The organism is Actinophytocola xinjiangensis, assembly GCF_001921215.1.
GTDB lineage: Bacteria > Actinomycetota > Actinomycetes > Mycobacteriales > Pseudonocardiaceae > Actinophytocola > Actinophytocola xinjiangensis.
The window spans coordinates 155,334-173,104 of sequence record NZ_MSIF01000003.1 but is presented as its reverse complement, the minus strand read 5'-3'; the positions used below and the strand labels follow the sequence as shown (position 1 = coordinate 173,104).

Sequence of the window (17,771 nt, the reverse complement as noted above, 5' to 3'; positions counted from 1 at the left end):
ACCATGCTTGCCTGTGAACTGATCGCCCGGTACCTGCGGGACGCGGGCGTGACCGTCCAGTTCGGACTCCTCGGCGAGGGGAACATCGCCGTCGCGACCGCCCTGGACGAACTCGGCGTCCGGTTCGTCGGCGCCCGCCGCGAGGACGCCGCGCTGGGCATGGCCGACGGCTGGTCCCGGCGGACCGGCACGGTCGGCCTCGCCTCGGTCACCCACGGCCCCGGCTTCACCAACGCCATCACCTCGCTCACCGAGGCCGCCCGCCACCGCACCCCGCTGGTGCTGCTCACCGGCCTGACCGCCCGCTCCTCCCTGCACAACTCCCAGCGGTTCCCGCACGAGCAGGCCACCGCGCTGACCGGCGCCGGCTGGCGCGAGATCCGCGGCCTGCCGTGGCTGGCCGAGGACATCGGGGCGGCGTTCGCCGGCGCGGTCACCGAAGCGCGGCCCTACGTCCTCGGCCTGGACGCCGCCCTGCTCTACGACGTCGTCGACGCCCTGCTGCTCGACGGCACACTGCCCGAGTCCCTCCCGCGACACACCCTGGCCGCCCGCCCGGTGCTGCCCGGCGACGACGCCGTACGCGCCGCCGTCGACCTGCTCGCCGCCGCCCGCACCCCGGTCGTGCTGGCCGGGCGGGGCGCGGCCGGCCCCGGCGCGGCCGAGGCCCTCCAGTCGCTGGCCGCCCACCTGGACGCGCCGCTGGCGACCACCCTGCTCGGCAAGGGCCTGTTCGCCAAGGCCGACAACCACGTCGGCATCTGCGGCGGGTTCGCCACCGCCCGGGGGGCCGACGTGATCGGCGCGGCCGACCTGGTGCTGGCCGTCGGCGCCTCGCTCAACCCGTGGACGGCCACCGAACTGCTCGACGGCTCGACGATCGTGCACGTCGACGCCGACCCCGGCGCGATCGGCCGCTGGCGCCGGCCCGACCTCGCGGTCGTCGGCGACGCCCAGCTCACCGCCGAGGCGCTGCTGGCCGGCCTGCGCGAGCGCGGCGTGGCCGCCGCGACCCGTGCGCCGCTGCCACCGTTCGATCCGGCCGCCGAGTCCCGGAGCTCCGCGCGCGGCCGGGGCGCGCCGTTCGAGGTGAGCGACGTGGCGCTGGCGCTGCGCGAGCACTTCCCGGCCGACGCCGTGTTCGCCTCGGACACCGGCCAGGCCACCGCCGACATGGTGACCTACCTGGAGATCGCCGGCCCGGACCGGTTCATCTACCCCATCCACGCCGGCTCCATCGGCCTCGGGCTGGGCACCGCGATCGGCGCGTCGCTGGCCAGCCCCGACCAGTGGACCGTGCACTTCACCGGCGACGGGTCGCTGATGATGGCCCTGCAGGAACTGGCGACCGTCGCCGAGCAGCGCCCGAGACTGCTGATCGTGGTGCTCGACGACGAGGGCTACGGCGCCGAGGTCCAGTACACCGGCGGGCGGGGCATCCCGACCCGCCTGGCGCGGGTGCCCCACCCCGACCTCGGTGACCTGGCCCGCGCGTTCGGCCTGGACTACCACCCGGTCGCCACCCTCGACGACCTCGCGGTGGTCGGCACGGTGACCTCCGGGTCGGGTGGCCCGGCGCTGGTGCACGTGCCGATCCACCCCGAGTCGGCCAGCCGGTTCTTCCGGGACTACTCGGCCGTGGGCAAGGTCGCGAGTTGGGACGGCGGCGAGTGAGCGTCGCCCGCCGCCTGCCCCGGCCCGCCGAGCTGTGGTCCTACCTGCGTCCACCGGCCACCACTGTCCGGCCCCGCCGGCTGGCCCGCGCCGCCTCCATCGCCGACCTGCGTGAGCTGGCCCGCCGCCGGGTGCCGCGCGCGGTGTTCGACTACGTCGACGGCGCGGCGGAGACCGAGACCAGCCTGACCCGCGCGCGGGCCGCGTTCGCCGACGTCGAGTTCCGGCCACGGGTGCTGCGTGACGTGTCGGCGGTCGACCCGTCGACGACGCTGCTCGGCCGGCCCTCGGCGCTGCCGATCGTGTTCGCCCCCACGGGCTTCACCCGGATGATGCACGTCGCCGGGGAGCCGGCGGTGGCCGGCGCGGCCGCCGGGCTCGGCATCCCGTACGCGCTCTCGACCATGGGCACCACCACCCCCGAGGCCCTCGCCGAGGCGGTCCCCGGCGGCGAGCGCTGGTTCCAGCTCTACCTGGGCCGCGACCGCCCGGCGGCGGCGAAGCTGGTCGACCGGGCGGCCGCGTCCGGGTTCTCGACGCTGGTGCTGACCGTGGACACCGCGACCTCCGGCGCCCGGCTGCGCGACGTGCGCAACGGGATGACCGTGCCGCCGTCGCTGACGCCGCGCACCCTGCTGGACATGGCCACCCACCCCGGCTGGTGGTTCAACGTGCTGACCACCGAGCCGCTCGGGTTCGCCTCGGTCGACCCGACCGGCGCCGCGTTCGGTGACGTGGTCGGCGACCTGCTCGACCCGGCGCTGACCTTCGAGGACCTGGCGGCGTTGCGGCGGAGCTGGACCGGGCCGCTGGTCGTGAAGGGCGTGCAGACCGTCGAGGACGCCCGCGCGGTGGTCGACCTCGGCGCGGACGCGATCGTGCTGTCCAACCACGGCGGTCGTCAGCTCGACCGCGCGCCGACCCCGCTGGAGTGGCTGCCCGAGGCGGTGGCCGAGGTCGGCGACCGCACCGAGATCTACGTCGACGGCGGTGTCCTGGGCGGCGCGGACGTCGTCGCGGCGGTGGCGTTGGGCGCGCGGGCCGTGCTGGTCGGCCGCGCCTACCTGTACGGGCTGATGGCCGGCGGGCGGGCCGGGGTCGAGCACGCCGGCCGGATCCTGCGCGAGGACGTGGTCCGCACGATGACACTGCTCGGCGTCACCTCGGTGGCCGAGCTGAACCCCGACCTGGTCCGCTTCCGGAAGGGACAACGATGAAATCACGCGCTGCGGTCACCGTCGGCGACCGCGAGATCGAACTGCGCACGGTGGCGGTGCCCGACCGCCCGCCCCGCGGCGGCGCGCTGCTGCGGGTGACCGCGAACGGCCTGTGCGGCAGCGACTACGACCTCTACTCCGGTCATCTGCGGGAAGCCTCACCCGGGCTGGTGCCGCTGCCGCTGGTGTCGGGCCACGAGATGGTCGGCGTCCTGGAACGGGTCGACCCCGAGGCGGCCGAGAAGTGGGCGGTGTCGCCGGGGGACCGGGTGGTGGTCGACCCTGCCGTCCGCTGTGGACAGTGCCTGGACTGCCGGAGCACGACCGACAACCGTTGTCGCGACCTGCTGCGCTACTCGACGATGCCGCTGTCGCGGGGCTCGGGCCTGTGGGGCGGCAACGCCGAGTACATGGAGTTGCTGCCCGGCACCCTGGTCGTCCCGGTGCCGGACGCCCTGTCCGACGAGGACGCCGCGCTGTACAACCCGCTGGGCAACGCGATCCACTGGCTGGTGACCGTGGCCGCCGTGCGACCGGGCGACAGCGTGTTGATCCTGGGCGCCGGCCAACGCGGCTTCGCCTGCTCGGCGGTGGCCCACAACGCCGGAGCGGCGCGGGTGATCGTCACCGGCCTGGAACGTGACCAGGTCAAGGCCCCGCTGCTGGCCAGGTTCGGCGCCGACACCCTGCTCGACGCCGAGTCCGCCGACACGGTCGCCCAGGTCATGGACCTGACCGGCGGTGCGGGTGTGGACGTGGTCGTGGACACGGTTCCCGGCACGGCGACGTCCACCCGTGACGGCCTGGCCTGTCTCAGGCGCGGCGGCCGGATGGTGGTCGCCGGTATCAAGTCGGGGGCGATGGACGGCCTGGACATCAACGCGATCACCCTGCGCGAGCTGGTGGTGCGCGGCGTGTTCGGCTCGTCGACGTTCGGTGTGCGCCGCGCGGTGCAGATGCTCACCGAGGCCCGCTACCCGTTCGCCGAACTGCACAGCCACCGCTTCGCCCTGGAGGATCTCGACGAGGCGCTGCGCGTTCTCGGCGGTGAGGTCCCCGGCGAGCGTCCGCTGCACCTGACGATCGTCCCGTGACTCCGCTGTGGGCGGATCCGCCCACAGCAGCACGGCGAGCGCGGGGCGTCCCGCTGCCGGCATGGTCGTGGCATGACCAACGACAGGCCACCGCTGTTCGACCACCGGCAGCGGGAACGTTTCCTCAGCCAACGAGTCCTGGTGCTCGACGGCGTCCTCGACGACGACAACGGCACCGCCCTGGCCACCCAGATGCTGTCACTGGCCGGTGACGATCCGCGCCGCGACATCGCCCTGTGGATCCACTCACCGGGCGGCTCGGTCCCGGCGATGCTGGCCATCCGTGACGTGATGCGCCTGGTCCCGTGCGACGTGGTCACGCTGGCGCTGGGCCTGGCGTGCAGTGCCGGCCAGTTCCTGCTGTCGGCCGGCACCCCCGGCCGCCGCTACGCGCTGCCGCACGCTCGCGTCCTGATGCACCAGGGTTCGGCCGGCATCGGCGGCTCCGCCGTGGAGGTCGAGGTCCAGGCGGACGACCTGCGGCACACCCGGGACACGGTCCTGGGCCTGATCGCCGAGGACACCGGTCAGGACCGGGAACGGATCTTCACCGATTCGCTGCACGACCGCTGGTTCACCGCGGGGCAGGCGAAGGACTACGGCTTCATCGACCACATCGTAGACAGTCTCGGCCAGGTCGTGCCGGTGCGTACCCACGAACTCGGACTGGGGGTTCCGGCATGAGCACCTACACCATTCCCAACGTCGTCACCCGCACCATGGGCGGGGAACGCATCATGGACGTGTACTCGCACCTGCTGTCGTCCAGGATCGTCTACCTGGGCACGGCGATCGACCCCGGCGTGGCGAACGCGCTGATCGCCCAACTCCTCCACCTGGAAGCCGAGAACCCCGACCAGGAGATCAACCTCTACATCAACTCCGAGGGCGGCGACCCGTCGGCGATGCTCGCCCTCTACGACACGATGCGCTACATCAAGGCGCCGGTGGCCACCACGTGCGTCGGCCAGGCCGTGGCGGCCGGCGCCGTGCTGCTGGCGGCGGGCGCGCAAGGCCGGCGGGCCGTGCTCCCGCACACCAGGGTGGTCCTCCACCAGCCCGCCGCCCAGGGCCGGGGAACGATCCCCGACCTGATCCTCGCCGCCGACGAGGTGGTGCGCGTCCGCACCCAACTGGAGGAGATCCTGTCCACCCACACCGGCCGAGCGGTGGCGGACCTGCGCCACGACACCGACCGGGACAGGGTGTTCGACGCGGCGGGCGCCGTCGCGTACGGCCTGGCCGACCGGGTCCTCGACCGCCGTGACTAGGCCGCCATCAACACCGGCCCCGTGGGCCGTCGGACCGACGGGGCACCTCGCCGCACGGCGGAAGCCACCCCGATCAGCAGATCGTCCAGCCGGACACCCAGGGCCCCACCCACGGCGGCGATCATCTCGCTCGACGGCTCCTTGCGCCCACGCTCGATCTCCGAGAGGTACTGGGGCGAGATCCCCGCCCGCTCGGCGACGTCGACCAGGCGTCCGCCGCGCTCCTCGCGGGCGCGCCGCAGGTACCCCCCGAGCGCCTCCCGCCACAGGGGTTCCGGTTCCCGCTCAGGCTCCGGCTCCCGATCGGGACGAAGCTGAACCACATCGGCCATGGCGCCATCCTCGCACCCCCGCCACCCCCACCCACCCCGTTTCCGCTCCCGGCGAAACCCGAGTGGGACACCACCGAGGCACAGCACGACCCCACAACCCGCGACCAACCGCCCAAGCGGCCGACAAAACACTGCGCCGGTCAGCCCCATTCCGGACACAACACTGGTCTAGACCTTGATTCACTATGGTCTAGACCACAAAGTGGTGGAGATTCCCCCGAACCCCTGCCACAGACCGGAGGAGCCCGATGTCCAGACCGTCGCCAAGACGCCTCCTACCCGCCTTACTCCTCGCCCTGGCCGTCACCGGCCTTCCCGCGACCGCTCAGGCCGCGACCAACCCCACCGCCACCTTCGCCAAGGTCTCGGACTGGGGAACCGGCTTCACCGGCCAGATCGTCGTCCAGGCCGGTTCCAGTGCGCTCACCAACTGGACGGTCGAGCTCGACCTGCCCAGCGGCACCACCATCGGATCGACCTGGGAAGCGGGCATGACCCGCACCGGCGACCACTACCGCTTCGTCAACCGGAGTTACAACGGCTCCGTGCCGGCCAACGGCTCGACCGCCTTCGGATTCAACGGCACCGGCCCCGGTGCACCGCTGAACTGCACGGTCAACGGCTTCCCCTGCGACGGTTCCTCCGGCGAGCCCGACACCGAGGCGCCGTCCACCCCGTCCGGCCTGAGCGCCGGCGAGACCACCAGCCGCTCGGTCCCGCTGAGCTGGCAGGCCGCCACCGACAACGTCGGCGTCACCGGCTACGAGGTCTTCCAGGGCAACTCGACCACGCCGGTCGGCACCACCGCGTCGACCTCGTTCACCGTGACCGGCCTGCAACCGGCCACCACCTACAGCTTCCGTGTCCGCGCGCGCGACGAGGCCGGCAACACCTCCGGCCACAGCACCTCGGTCTCGGCCACCACCAAGCAGCAGGGCGACCCCGGCCCGGGCGGCAACCGCAAGGTCGGCTACTTCACCCAGTGGGGCATCTACGACCGCGGCTACCTCGTCAAGAACCTGGACACGTCCGGGTCCGCCGCGAAGCTGACCCACATCAACTACGCCTTCGGCAACATCGACTCCTCCGGGCGCTGCTTCCAGGCCAACCAGCTCGGCCAGGGTGACGCCTGGGCCGACTACCAGCGCCGCTTCACCGCCGACCAGACCGTCAACGGCCAGGCCGACGTCTACAACCAGCCGCTGGCCGGCAACCTCAACCAGCTCAAGCAGCTCAAGGCCAAGTACCCGCACCTGAAGGTGCACATCTCCTTCGGCGGCTGGACCTGGTCGAAGTACTTCTCCAACGCCGCGTTGACCGCCGCGTCCCGGCAGGCGCACGTCTCCTCCTGCCTCGACATGTGGATCAAGGGCAACCTGCCCCCGCTCGGCGGCGAGCCGCAGGGCGGTCCCGGTTCGGCGGCCGGCGTGTTCGACGGCGTCGACCTCGACTGGGAGTGGCCGGGCAGCGAGGGCAACACCGGCAACGTCGTGCGGCCCGAGGACAAGCAGAACTTCACGCTGCTGCTGGCCGAGTGGCGCCGCCAGCTCGACGCGTACAGCGCGGTCTCCGGCCGGGACTACGAGATGAGCGCGTTCCTGCCGGCCGACCCGGACAAGGTGACCGCCGGCTTCGAGGTCAACCGGATCTTCGACTACCTCGACTTCGGCACCCTGCAGGGCTACGACCTGCACGGCGGCTGGGACCCGGTCACCAACAACCAGTCGGCGATCCACCTGCCGGCCAATGACCCTGGCCCCAAGCCCTACAGCATCGAGATCGCGGCCAACGCCTGGACCGGGGCCGGTGCCCCGCCCGCCAAGCTGGTCCTCGGGCTTCCGTTCTACAGCCGGGGCTGGACGGGCGTGACCAACGCCAACAACGGCCTGCACCAGCCGGCCACCGGTCCCGCGCCCGGCCGGTTCGAGGCCGGCATCAACGACTACAAGGAGATCAAACCGTTGCTGGGCAGTGGCTACACGCTGCACCGCGACACCCAGTCCGGCCACGCGTGGCTGTTCAACGGCTCGACGTTCTGGACGTTCGACGACCCGACCGAGATCGCCCGCAAGGCCGCCTGGATCAAGGACAACGGCCTCGGCGGCGCGATGATCTGGTCCATGGACGGCGACACCGCCAACGGTGAGCTGATGACCGCCGTCCACCAGGGCATCGGCTGAGCACCGGGCTGGGCCGCCCACGGGTTCCGAAACTTTCGGAACTCCGTGTGGCGGCCCAGCCTTGACCGGTCAACAACAACGACTTACGCTCAACGACGGCGGGTAACAATCGGTTCCGTAATTTTCGGAGGACTGATGTTTCGCTCCGCCCTCGTGCTGGCCGCCGCCTTTCTCGGCGCCGCCGCCATGACCCTGCCCACCACCGCGAACGCCGAGGCCGACGCCCTCGCCGACTGCTCGGCCGGCTACGTCGGCCTCACCTACGACGACGGCCCCAACGGCGCCACCACCACCGCACTGCTCAACGCCCTGCGCTCCTCCGGGCTGCGCGCCACGTTCTTCAACATCGGCTCCAAGGTCGCGCAGAACCCCGGTCTGGCCAGGAGCCAGGTCGACGCCGGGATGTGGGTGGGCAACCACAGCTGGTCCCACCCGCACCTCACCCAGCTCGGCTCCGCCCAGATCACCTCGGAGCTGTCCCAGACCCAGCAGGCGCTCCAGCAGGCCGTCGGCCAGACCCCGAGACTGTTCCGCCCGCCCTACGGCGAGACCAACGCGACCGTGCGCGCCGTCGAGGCCCAGCTCGGGCTGACCGAGGTGCTGTGGAGCGTCGACTCCCAGGACTGGAACGGCGCGAGCACCAGCCAGATCGTCGCGGCCGCCGCGAACCTGCGCGACGGCGGCGTGATCCTGATGCACGACGGCTACCAGACCACCATCAACGCCATCCCGCAGATCGCCGCGAACCTGGCCAGCCGCAACCTGTGCGCCGGCATGATCTCGCCGACGACCGGCCGGGCGGTCGCGCCGGGCGACACCCCGCCGCCCGGCTCCGCGTCCTGCACGGCCACCTACCGGACCACCCAGCAGTGGGGCGACCGGTTCAACGGCGAGGTGACCATCCGGGCCGGCGCGAGCGCCATCACCAGCTGGACCTCCACGGTCACCCTCACCGCGCCGCAGCGGGTGTCCACCACCTGGAACGGCACCCCGAGCTGGAACGGCAACGTGATGACCATGCGCCCCAACGGAAACGGCTCGCTCGCCCCGGGCGCCAGCACCACCTTCGGCTTCACCGTGATGACCAACGGCCAGTGGGCGACCCCGGCGGTGGCCTGCCGGACACCCTGACGTGGCCCTACCTAGCCGGTCCGGGCCGCCCCGTCGAGTTGGAACAGGGCGGCCCCGCCGGCGGCCAGCTGGACGAACGCCGACCCGCGCGCCGGTTTGTAGCCCATCGGCCCGGCGTGGAACCGGCCGGCGGAGCGCGTCGACGAGCCGAAGGTCAGCCGTACGGTCGTCTCCGCCCGGTCGGAGCGGTTGACCACCAGTACCCACCGGGAGCCGTCGTCGGTCGCCGAGCGGAACTGGCCGACCACCACCGCTCCGCCCTCCACGGCCCGCACGTACTCGTCCGGGACGAACGGCTCGGTGCCCGGCGGCAGCGGGTTCTCGTTGGCGTGCGTGACCGACACCGACACCAGCGGTTTGAGCTCGCGCCCGACCGGCGTCAGCCACTGGGTGTTGAGCGTCGCCGCCGCCTCGTAGAGGTGCGTGCGCTCACCCGTGCGGGTGATGATGGCCGACTCGAACGCCTCGCCCCTGGCCGGATCCGGTGTCCAGTAGGTGAAGTAGAGGATGCCCTTGGCGCCGTAGGCGAGGCTGATGTTGGCCTGCCAGCGCAGCTGCGCCTCGGTCGGCAGCTCGTGGCGGGCGTACTTGACCGACTGCAGGTACACCCAGGTCGGGATCCCGGCCGCGAGCCCCGCGCGGCGGATGATCGCCCAGTTGTCGAAGTAGTTGAGGTCGATGACGCCGCCGGTGAGGATCGGGTAGCGGTCGAAGGAGAGCACCGGCGGCGCCACGGTGTCGATGTAGCGCGCCACCATCGCCGCGTAGGTGGCTCCGTTGCCGGGCACCAGGTTGCTGTAGGCCAACAGGTCCGGCGCCACCGAGCGCACCGCCGCGGTCACCGCGGCGGCCGTCGGGAACTTGGCCTGCGGCGGCTCGTCGTAGACGTCGAAGCCGGCGAAGGCCGGGTAGCGGCGGTAGTCGTCGACCATCTGCTGGACCAGCCGCGTGGTGTCGGCCGGGCTGATCCGCAGCGGCGCGGCCGGGTCGTCGGTGACCGACAGGGTGTGGGTGGTCGCCGAGAGCCGGGGTTCCGGCGCGTTGACCAGTACCTTGAGGCCGGCCTGCGCGGCCAGGTCGAGCGCCCGCCGGTTGATGTACTGGTCGAACATGTAGTTGCCGGTGATCAGGAACGTCATGCCGGCGGCGGCGATCTCCTGGTAGCGCTCCAGGGTGATCTCGTAGGGATGCGGCGGCCAGAAGATGCCCAGTGGCAGGTCCGGCCCGCCGACCAACGGTAGTTCGTCGAGCGGCCACGGTTGTCTGATAACCATCTGTAACAGCCTAGTCACTTCGTCCGGTGTGCGGGGGTTCGCGCGCGACGAACTGCTAGTCTCACCGGTCGTGGTCAGGTTCGGGTTGGGGGACACCGGACGGCCGCACCTGCCGGTCGGCGCGCGGATCACGGGGTCGAGTTGATCGGATCCGCTGAACGAGGACTACGGCGGCAGGGCCTGAAGTACGCGCTGGCCCTGCGGCTGGCGGTCGTCGGCGTCGCGAGCCTCGGGTCGTTCGTCGAGTCGGCACCCCGTCCGGTGGTCGCGATCTCCGTCGTCGTGCTGCTCAACGTGTGGAACGTCCTGTACGCCACGACGATGGTGCGCGGGCCGGACCGGGCCCGCTACTGGCTGGTTCCCGTGGACGTCGCGGTGACCTGCGCCCTGGCCGTCACCCAGCTGTGGACCGCGTCGGCGGAGGGCGGTGCCGCCGGGACGAACTGGGTCCTCGCGGCCGTCGGCATCACGATCGTCAGCTACTCGTGGCAGATCGGCCCGGCCGGGCTGGCGGCGGCGACCGTGGTCGTGGTGCCCGCGCTGCTCGCCGGTTCCGCGCTCGCCAGGCCCGGCGACTGGCTGTCCTCGGTGCCGCTGCAGCTGTGGCTGGTGATGGAGGTCGTGCTCTCCTTCGCCATCTACCGGTTCGTGCGCCGCGCGGCGCGGGCGGCCGACCGCCAGGTCGAGCGTGGTGAGCTGGTGCGCCGGCAGGCGGCGGTCGCGGCGTCCCGGCGGGTCGACGAACGTGAGTACCTCGCCGCCCTGCACGACACCGCCTCGGCCACCCTGCTGATGGTCGGCGCCGGCATCGCCGGTGGCCGCCAGCAGTGGCTGGCCGACCAGGCCGCCCGCGACCTCGAGGTGATCGGCGGACCGTCCATTGTGTCCAGTCGGGAGGCGGACCTGATCCCGATGCTGCGCGACGTCGGCCGGTTGACCCCGCTGCGCGTGCACCTGGACCTGCCGGAGACGCTGCGCATGCCGGCGACCACCGCCGTACTGCTCTGCCACGGCACCCGCGAGGCGCTGACCAACGTCGTGCGCCACGCCGGGGTCGGCGAGGCCACCGTGACCGCGCGGCCCGACGGCGACCTGGTCTCCGTCGAGGTGGTCGACCACGGCGTCGGGTTCGACCCGCAACGCCTGCCGCGCCACCGCTACGGCCTGACCCGCTCGCTGGTGGAGCGGATGGACCGTGCCGGCGGCCAGGCCGAGGTGCACAGCCGCCCCGGCCACGGCACCCGCGTGCGGCTGAGCTGCCCGCGCCGGCCGACCGAACTGGCCGGCGACGACACCGAGGTCTTCGGCTCGGTGTTCCTCACCGGGCTGCGCTGGGCCGTCGTGGTGATGAACCTGGTCATCCTGACCTGCCTGGACCTGCCCAAGCTGATCGCCAACCTGGACATCTACCCGCAGGTGTGGCCGCAGTTCCTGGCCTGGGGCGGATTCGTCGCGGTCACCATCGGGGTGGCGCTGCGGATCCACCGGGGCGGCGACCTCGGCCGGTGGCGCTGGGCGCTGATCGCGCTGGTGTTCGCCCTCTCGGCCGTGGCGACCGCCGCCATCCCACCCGAACACCGGCTCGGGACCGTGCACTGGTCGGAGGGCGACGCCGGCTGGACGCTGGTGCTGCTGCTGCTCGACGTGCGGGTGCCGGTGTTCGTCGGCGTGCTGGTCGCCCAGTACGTGATGACCTTCGCCCACGCCGCGCTCGGCGGGGACTCCGCGCTGCCGGTCACCAGCCTGGTCAGCGCCACCGTCATCGTGCTCGGCTACCAGTTCGCCGTCGGCCTGATCGCCGCGGTGCTGCGCCGGCTCGCGAGCTCCTCGGCCAGGGCCGCGCGCGCCGAGGAACAGGTGCGCACCGAGGAGGCGGTCGCCGAACAGCTGCACCGCGACCGCGTCGAGCGCTACGCCGGCCTGGCCGACACGACCGTTCCGCTGCTGCGCGGGCTGGCGTCGGGCACACTCGACCCCGGCGCGGAGGACACCCGCCGCCGGTGCGCGGTCGAGGCCGCCAAGATGCGCCGGCTGCTCGCCGAGGACGCCACCGCCCCCGACCCGCTGCTGCACGAGCTGCGCGCGTGCATCGAGCTGGCCGAACGCAACGGTGTGTCGGTGTCCTTCGCCGAGGCCGGGGTGCGGCCGGTGATCCCGCGCGAGGTCCGGCGGGTGCTGACCGAGCCGGCGATCGCCGCGCTGGCCACCGCGCGCGGCCGGGTGCGGCTGACCGTGGCCGGCGCGGACGGGACGGTGACGGTCAGCGTCATCGCGGACTGCCCGCCGCAGGCGGTCCCGGTGCCCAACACCGACCAGATCGCGACGTCGACCATGCTGGACGGTGACCGGTTGTGGATACAGGCGACATGGCAGGGAGGGCGCGGATGACCACGGTCGTGGTGGTGGACGATCACCCCGCGGTGGTCGCCGGGGTGCGGGCGTGGTGCATGCTCGCCGACCCGCCGATCGAGGTGCTCGACTCGGGGGCGAACGTCGGCGTCGCCTGGCTGACTCCCGGCGACCAGGCGCAGGTGGTGATCCTGGACCTGCAACTGGACGTCACCGGCCCGGCCTACGGCGACCTCAAACGGCTGGTGGACGCCGGCCGGCAGGTCGTCGTGTACAGCATGCGCGCCGACCGGGAGACCGTGCTGACCTGTCTGGACATCGGCGCGTTCACCTACCTGACCAAGTCCGAGGGCCAGGACCACCTCGTCGCCGCCGTCGAGGCCGCGGCGACCAACACCCCGTACACGCCGCCGGTGCTCTCCGGCGCGTTCGGCACCGACGACCGGCCGCACCGCCCCCGGCTCTCGCCGAGGGAGAGCGAGGTGCTGCTGGAGTGGTTCCACTGCGAGTCCAAGGACATGGTCGCGCGGCGGTTGAACCTGACCGTCCGGCGGGTGAACGCGTGCCTGGAGCGGGTGCGGGTGAAGTACGCCAACGTGGGCCGTGAGGCCCCGACGAAGGCGGCGCTGGTGGCCCGCGCGATCCAGGACGGACTCGTGCTCGCTGACGAACTGTGACCTGTTGACTCCGAAATGGTGGACGAACAGCCACCATCACCGCGCTCGGATGCTCGTTAGCGTTCGCCGTAGGGCGAACACGGCGAGCAGGGAGGTCCGGGGTGGCGGCGCAGGGGATTCCGGTCGGAGTGGTGGAAGGCGACGCGGTGTTCAGCGCGACGCTCCTCCGGCTGCTGGAGGCCGCGCCGGACGTGGTCGTGGACGCCGTCGGCGATTCGGTGGCCCGCTTCGCGGCGCGGCGACGGTGGTCCAACTCGATCGTCGTGATGGACCCCAACCTGCCGGTGATGCGCAACGCCGACGCGGTGCGCGCGCTGACCAGGATGGGGCACCGCGTCCTCGTGCTCTCGGACCGTACCGACGTGGACTGGGTGCACGCGACGCTGGCGGCGGGGGCGCACGGTTGCCTGAGCAAGCGGGCCGAGGGCGCGGCGATCCTGGCGGCGATCCGCCGCATCGCCGCGGGGCACCGTGCGCGTCCGTCGGACCCGGTCGCGTCGACCCGGTCGCCGTCGTGGCTGGCGGCGTCGGCGGCCGAGTTGACCGCGCGGGAGAAGGACGTGCTGGTGCGGCTGGTCGCCGGGGACCGTGACCAGGACATCGCGCAGACCCTGGCGATCAGCATCCGGACGGTGCGCAGCTACCTGGAGCGGGTGCGGGACAAGACCGGCCTGCGTCGCCGCCCCGAGCTGATCCGTTACGCCATCGAGCACGGTGTGGCCGGCGAACGTGAGCACGCCGGGCACCGCAGGTCGGCCTAGCGCCCTACGATCGGGGCGTGGACAGCCACCGCGCCAGGGCGCTGTACGAGGCACGGGCGACCCGGGTGCCGATCGCCCCGCTGACCGATGACGATCCGTCGATGGGCATGGCCGAGGGGTACGCCGTCCAGCGTGAGCTGGTGTCGCTGCTGCTCGCCGACGGCGACCGGGTGGTCGGCTACAAGGCCGGGCTGACGTCGGTACCGATGCAGCGCCAGTTCGGCGTCGACACCCCGGACTACGGGCCGGTGCTCGCGTCGACCGTGCACGGCGACGGGGACCGGGTGCCGCGTGGGGGGTTCATCGCGCCCCGGGTCGAGGCGGAGATCGTGTTCCGGCTCGGCAGCGGACTGCGCGGGCCGGGGGTGGGGCTGGACCAGGCCCGCGCGGCGGTCGCCGAGGTGATGGCCGGGCTGGAGATCGTCGACTCGCGGATCGTGGACTGGCGGATCCGGCTGGCGGACACGATCGCCGATCTCGCGTCCAACGGTGCCGTGGTGCTGGGCACCCGGGCGGTGCCGCTGGCCGAGGTCGATCCCCGGCTGGTGGGCATGGTGTTCAGCCGCAACGGGGAGGTCGTGGCGACCGGGGCCGGGGCGGCGGCGCTGGGCGACCCGGTCGCGGTCGTCGCGTGGCTGGCCAACACCCTGGGGGGACACGGGGTCGCGCTCGAACCGGGCCAGCTGATCATGACCGGGGCGTTGCACGCGGCGGTACCGATGTCGGCCGGCGACCGGTTCCTGGCCGAGTTCGACCGACTCGGCACGGTCGAGGTCCAGGGGTGAGCTAGCCGCGCAGCTGCCGGTAGGCCCTGGCCGCGCCGGGGTGCAGCGGGACCGGGTCGGTGGCGATCAGCGAGCGGCGGTCCAGGTACTGGGTACCCAGGGCCTGTTCCGGCACCAGGTCCGGCGCGTCCTCGACCAGGAGCCGGGCGACCTCCTCGGCCACGTCCTCGGGCAGCGACGGGGCGGCCACCAGCAGGTTCGGGACGCCGATGGTGGTGACCGCGCCGGGGTGGCCGTAGCCGCTGTCGGGCACGCCGACCTGCTGGTAGGCGAAGTCGTAGGTGGCGCGCAGCGCCGTGACGTGCGCGGTGATGTCGACCAGCCGGATGGGCCGGCGGGCGTCCAGTTCGGCCAGCCCGGGGGTGGGGACGCCGCCGGACCACAGCAGGGCGTCGATGTCGCCGGCGGCGAGCAGGTCGGCGGCCTCGGTGAGCGGCAGGTGGTCCACGTCGGCCCGTACCTTGCTGACGGCGAGCAGGCGCTCGCCGGACAGGGCGGCGCCGGAGCCCTCGGCGCCCAGCGAGATGCGGCGACCGGCCAGGTCGGCGACCGACCTGACCGGGCTGGTGGTGGGCACGACGAGCTGCAGGTAGTTCTCGTAGACCCGGCCGATGGCGCGCAGCGGGACCGGTGCGGTGAACGGGGCCGCGCCGGCGACGGCCGAGTCGGCGGTGTCGGCCAGGGTCAGGGCCAGGTCGACCTCGCCGGCACTGAGCAGTTCCAGGTTGGCCACCGAACCGGTGGACTCCCGGACGGTGGCGTTCAGGTCACCGGGGGCGGTGGTCAGCCGCTGGGCCAGCAGCGCGGCGAACTCCTTGTAGAAGCCGCCCTTCTCGCCGGCGGCGATGGTCAGTGTTCGTTGTGGACCACCGTAGGACGCGGTGGCGCACGCGGTGGCGCACGAGGTGGTGGCGGCGGCCGCGAGCAGCAGGAAACTCCGGCGGCGCAACGGAAAACCGGTCATGACGCCGCCAGGGTGATGCGGACGGCCAGGCCGCCCCGCTCGCCGGGGCCCACGGCGAACCGGCCGCCGTGGGCGGTGGTCAGGCGGTCGGCGATCGCCAGGCCGAGTCCGGAGCCGGGGGCGTCGTTGGTCCGGCCGCGCCAGAAGCGTTCGGTCAGCAGGGGAAGCTCCTCGGTGGGCACGCCGGGGCCGTCGTCGTCGACGGTCAGCTCGGCCAGGTCGCCGTCGCGGGTGGCTCGCCAGTGGACGGTCGCGCCCCGGCCGGCGTACTTGATCGCGTTGTCCAGCACCACGTCGACGACCTGGGCCAGTTCGGACTCCGCCTGGCGCACCGGCATGTCCGGCGGGGCGCCGGCACACACCAGGGTCACCCCGGCCCGCTCGGCCGCCTCGTGCCAGGCCTCCGCCCGCTCCACCAGGACCGCCACCGCGTCGCAGCTGGCCCCGGTGGAGGCCGTGGCCAGGTCGGTGGCGGTGCTGTCGGCCGACGCCAGCGCCAGCATGCCGTCCAGCAGCGCCTCCAACCGTTCCAGCTCGGCGACCATCGGGTCGTGCGTCGGGTCGCCAGCGGCCAGCGTGTCGATGCGCAACCGCAGGGCCGCCAACGGGTTGCGCAGTTGGTGGGACGCGTCGGCCACCAGCCGCCGCTGGCGGCTCGCCGACTCGGCCAGCGCGTCGGACATCTGGTTGAACTCCTCGGCCAGCCCTCGCAGCTCCGGCGGGCCGGCCACCACGTCGACATGCGTACGCTCACGTCCCTCGGCGACCGCGTGCACTCCCGCACCCAGCTGTTCCACCGGTCGCACGAGCCACCTGGTCAGCCGCAGCACCAGCAGCACGCACGCCCCGGTCGCGGCCAACGCCCCCAGCGCGATCACCGTCCACTGGACACGGATGTCGGCCACCGCCGGCTCGACCGCCGAACGCAGCACCACCGCCCCGGACACGCTCGGCCCCGACCCGACCGGTTGGCTGAACAGCGCCGTGCCCGCCGACCACGGCCGCAGCTCCTCCGGCGCTGGTTGCGGCTGGTTGCGCAGGGCGGCGTCCACCGCGGCCGCCACCCGCTCGTCACCGGCGCGCAGCCCGGCCTCCACCAGCGGGCGCCCCCGGGCGTCCACCACCACGACCCCGTCGCCGTACAGGCCGACGTGGGCGTCGACCTCGGAGACCAGGTGGGCCCGGTCCTCCCCGGCGAGCGTGGCGAACCGGGCGACGTCGGCCGTGCGGGACTGCGCGAAGCGCTGGGTCCGGTTGGCGGCGGTGGCCAGCAGCAGCGGCACCGCGAACGCGGTCACCGCGGCCACCGCGAACACCAGCAGCACCAGCATCAGCCGCCGCCGCACCTCAGCCCTCCAGCCGGTAGCCGTAGCCGCGGATGGTGGTGATGATCCCCGGCCGCGCGAGCTTGGTCCGCAGCGCGGTCATGTGCACGTCCAGCGAACGGTTCACCGTGACGTAGGCGTCGCCCCACACCGTGTCCAGCAGCTGCTGGCGGCTGACCGCCACCCCGCAGTGGCGGGCGAGCACCGCCAGCACGTCGAACTCCTTGGGCGTCAGCTCGATCTCCCGGCCGTCGCCGGCCAGCACCCGGCGCGCCGGCAGGTCGATCGTCAGGTCCCGGGTGGTCACCGCGCCCGGCTCGGCCTCGGTGGCCGCCCGCCGGGTGACCGCGCGGATCCTGGCCACCAGCTCACCCAGCCCGATCGGCTTGACCAGGTAGTCGTCGGCGCCGAGGTTGAGCGCGGACACCTTGAGGTGCTCCTCGCCGTGGGCGGTGATCACGATCAGCGGCAGCGGCGACACCTTGCGCAGCTTGCGGACCACGTCCAGGCCGTGGATGTCGGGCAGCTCCAGGTCGAGCAGCATGATGTCGGCGTCGCGGTGGCGCAGCAGCGCGTCCGCGCCCCGGGCGACCCGGTCGGGCAGGTGGCCCTTCGACTTCAGCGCGCCGACGAGCGACGCGGCCACCCCGTCGTCGTCCTCGACGACCAGCACGCGCATGCCAGGACCTCTTTCCTAAGGGACTGTTAAGTCTGACCGGGCCCCCCGAGCCACGGGC

16 protein-coding genes are annotated in these 17,771 nt (G+C 72.9%); 11 read left to right on the top strand and 5 right to left on the bottom strand.

Annotation, left to right across the window (positions count from 1 at the left end; translation table 11 throughout):
* The first annotated feature begins 3 nt into the window (after window positions 1–3).
* From BLA60_RS08590 to BLA60_RS08570, 5 genes are all read left to right on the top strand, one after another.
* Window positions 4–1,674: a thiamine pyrophosphate-binding protein gene (locus BLA60_RS08590; protein ID WP_075132260.1), complete on the top strand. Its 1,671-nt coding sequence runs from the start codon at window positions 4–6 to the stop codon at window positions 1,672–1,674.
* Window positions 1,656–2,891 carry an alpha-hydroxy acid oxidase gene (locus tag BLA60_RS08585; protein ID WP_281257423.1) on the top strand — a complete coding sequence of 412 codons (1,236 nt, stop codon included), beginning with the start codon at window positions 1,656–1,658 and terminating at the stop codon, window positions 2,889–2,891. The genes BLA60_RS08590 and BLA60_RS08585 overlap by 19 nt, the downstream gene beginning before the upstream one ends.
* On the top strand, window positions 2,888–3,985 hold the full coding sequence (locus tag BLA60_RS08580) for a zinc-dependent alcohol dehydrogenase (RefSeq protein WP_075132258.1): 1,098 nt from the start codon (window positions 2,888–2,890) through the stop codon (window positions 3,983–3,985). The genes BLA60_RS08585 and BLA60_RS08580 overlap by 4 nt, the downstream gene beginning before the upstream one ends.
* Before the next feature lie 72 nt (window positions 3,986–4,057).
* On the top strand, window positions 4,058–4,669 hold the full coding sequence (locus BLA60_RS08575) for a ClpP family protease (RefSeq protein ID WP_075132257.1): 612 nt from the start codon (window positions 4,058–4,060) through the stop codon (window positions 4,667–4,669).
* Complete coding sequence (locus BLA60_RS08570; protein WP_075132256.1) at window positions 4,666–5,256, top strand: ClpP family protease; 591 nt, start codon at window positions 4,666–4,668, stop codon at window positions 5,254–5,256. Before BLA60_RS08575 ends, BLA60_RS08570 begins: the two co-directional genes overlap by 4 nt.
* On the opposite strand, the gene BLA60_RS08565 is transcribed toward BLA60_RS08570, so the two are convergent.
* The gene (locus tag BLA60_RS08565) at window positions 5,253–5,588 is read right to left on the bottom strand and encodes a helix-turn-helix domain-containing protein (RefSeq protein ID WP_075132255.1); all 336 of its coding nucleotides are present in this window, start codon (window positions 5,586–5,588) and stop codon (window positions 5,253–5,255) included. The two genes, BLA60_RS08570 and BLA60_RS08565, sit on opposite strands and share 4 nt — an antisense overlap.
* Before the next feature lie 248 nt (window positions 5,589–5,836).
* Between BLA60_RS08565 and BLA60_RS08560 the strand changes: the two genes are divergently transcribed.
* Window positions 5,837–7,768 (top strand): glycosyl hydrolase family 18 protein, encoded by a 1,932-nt coding sequence (locus tag BLA60_RS08560; protein WP_075132254.1) that lies wholly within the window; start codon window positions 5,837–5,839, stop codon window positions 7,766–7,768.
* A gap of 135 nt (window positions 7,769–7,903) precedes the next feature.
* Window positions 7,904–8,899 (top strand): polysaccharide deacetylase family protein, encoded by a 996-nt coding sequence (locus tag BLA60_RS08555; RefSeq protein WP_075132253.1) that lies wholly within the window; start codon window positions 7,904–7,906, stop codon window positions 8,897–8,899.
* Between the two features lie 11 nt (window positions 8,900–8,910).
* Here the strand turns inward: BLA60_RS08555 and BLA60_RS08550 are convergent, their stop codons facing one another.
* A complete protein-coding gene (locus BLA60_RS08550) occupies window positions 8,911–10,173 on the bottom strand; it encodes a hypothetical protein (protein ID WP_154814220.1) in 1,263 nt (420 codons plus the stop codon).
* Between the two features lie 141 nt (window positions 10,174–10,314).
* Here BLA60_RS08550 and BLA60_RS08545 point away from each other — a divergent pair, with 141 nt between their 5' ends.
* From BLA60_RS08545 to BLA60_RS08530, 4 genes are all read left to right on the top strand, one after another.
* Entirely contained in the window at window positions 10,315–12,561 is a 2,247-nt protein-coding gene (locus tag BLA60_RS08545; RefSeq protein WP_075132252.1) for an ATP-binding protein, read from the top strand.
* Entirely contained in the window at window positions 12,558–13,199 is a 642-nt protein-coding gene (locus BLA60_RS08540) for a response regulator (protein ID WP_075132251.1), read from the top strand. Before BLA60_RS08545 ends, BLA60_RS08540 begins: the two co-directional genes overlap by 4 nt.
* A 101-nt stretch (window positions 13,200–13,300) precedes the next feature.
* The gene (locus BLA60_RS08535; RefSeq protein ID WP_075132250.1) at window positions 13,301–13,960 is read left to right on the top strand and encodes a LuxR C-terminal-related transcriptional regulator; all 660 of its coding nucleotides are present in this window, start codon (window positions 13,301–13,303) and stop codon (window positions 13,958–13,960) included.
* A gap of 17 nt (window positions 13,961–13,977) precedes the next feature.
* Window positions 13,978–14,745 (top strand): 2-keto-4-pentenoate hydratase, encoded by a 768-nt coding sequence (locus BLA60_RS08530; RefSeq protein ID WP_075132249.1) that lies wholly within the window; start codon window positions 13,978–13,980, stop codon window positions 14,743–14,745.
* Window position 14,746: 1 nt separating this feature from the next.
* Here BLA60_RS08530 and BLA60_RS08525 read toward each other — a convergent pair whose 3' ends face one another.
* From BLA60_RS08525 to BLA60_RS08515, 3 genes are read right to left on the bottom strand one after another with little or no spacing between them, the layout of a single operon-like run.
* The gene (locus tag BLA60_RS08525; protein ID WP_075132248.1) at window positions 14,747–15,709 is read right to left on the bottom strand and encodes a TAXI family TRAP transporter solute-binding subunit; all 963 of its coding nucleotides are present in this window, start codon (window positions 15,707–15,709) and stop codon (window positions 14,747–14,749) included.
* Complete coding sequence (locus tag BLA60_RS08520) at window positions 15,706–17,055, bottom strand: HAMP domain-containing sensor histidine kinase (protein WP_075132247.1); 1,350 nt, start codon at window positions 17,053–17,055, stop codon at window positions 15,706–15,708. The genes BLA60_RS08525 and BLA60_RS08520 overlap by 4 nt, the downstream gene beginning before the upstream one ends.
* A gap of 1 nt (window position 17,056) precedes the next feature.
* Window positions 17,057–17,713 carry a response regulator transcription factor gene (locus tag BLA60_RS08515; protein WP_075132246.1) on the bottom strand — a complete coding sequence of 219 codons (657 nt, stop codon included), beginning with the start codon at window positions 17,711–17,713 and terminating at the stop codon, window positions 17,057–17,059.
* Window positions 17,714–17,771 lie beyond the last annotated feature (58 nt).